The sequence below is a fragment of the Arcicella rigui genome (assembly GCF_034929435.1).
In the GTDB taxonomy this organism is placed as follows: Bacteria; Bacteroidota; Bacteroidia; order Cytophagales; family Spirosomataceae; genus Arcicella; species Arcicella rigui.
Map to the genome: position 1 here is coordinate 1 of NZ_JAYFUM010000042.1, position 1,180 is coordinate 1,180.

Below are 1,180 nucleotides of genomic sequence, written 5' to 3' on the forward strand. Positions count from 1 at the left end.
AGCAGGGTTGTTAAGTTCTGGCATTAAAACATAGTTCTTTGAAATTTTGACCAAATATTATTTGGGCGTACTTAATAGAGTCATTGACATTTTGTCTGAGATAATTAAGGGAAACTGCATTAAATATTGCCATATTCACGGCTATATTTTGATGCTTAATTCTATTGTTATCTTCTTGATAATTGACATCTTTTACCCAATGAATTCTATTTTCTATTCCCCAATGTTTTCTGATTCCCTCAGCAAACTCTTTTGCTGAAAGCCATAAGTCACTTATACGATATGATAAACTCTGAGTAAGATGTTCTTTCTGAGCTTGTTGTGTATGTTTTTTTCCTTTTTGAGTAACTTGCTTTTGGATTAAAATAAAAGATTTTAATTGTTTCCATTGTTGTTGAATGGATTCATTTTCTAATTTATAAACCTTAATAATCCATTGAGTGAGTCTGCCATGAGTTTGCTCTGTAACTTGATAAATGTCCTGAAAGGCATTTTCACAACTATAAGCTTGGATATATTTAAAAAGAGCTTGCTGGTTTGCTTTGACTTGTAAAACATAGTGATTACCTGAATCAACAATAGCATTTACTGTTTTTTTTGAGTGTGTAAGGCATCCAATGTAAGAATTACGCCTTTATCTTGTAAAGAAGGTAATAAGCTTCTTACAATTTCTGCTTCACTGATTTTCTTATTACGGAAATCAGCTATAGAATGGGTTAATCCAGTCTTTTGAACATAAATACTAACAATAGAACAAAAATCTTGATAACTTTCTGTATAATCACTCAAGGTAGATTTTAAAGATTTTCCGTCGGCACTTACCCAGTCTAAAGATGATAATTCTTGATGTGAACACCATTCATTAAAACGTTGTTTGACAAGGTCTTTGTCTAAAGCAAGTAGTAGCTGCCGTAAAGTCACATGACTGGGTACTCCATGTTTTAAACCGAAAAGCTCAGTAAAATAAGCTTCATTAGCTTTGGCAAACTTATGGATGGAACGATAGCCGATATAGCCACAAGAAATCCCTAAAAAGATAATCCAAAGCATACTCTCAAACGGATAGCGTTGACCTTGACCTCTACGTGGGTCTGAAAGGCTTTTAAAAAAATCATTAATCTCCATTACAAAATATTATTTGGACAAAATTAATAAAATATCAGAACTTAACAACCCTGCT

General features: G+C 32.5%; 1 pseudogene. It reads right to left on the reverse strand.

Annotation, left to right across the window (positions count from 1 at the left end):
• Positions 1-10 precede the first annotated feature (10 nt).
• Positions 11-1,125 (reverse strand): annotated as a pseudogene (locus VB248_RS22630) (ISAs1 family transposase).
• Positions 1,126-1,180: the final 55 nt, after the last annotated feature.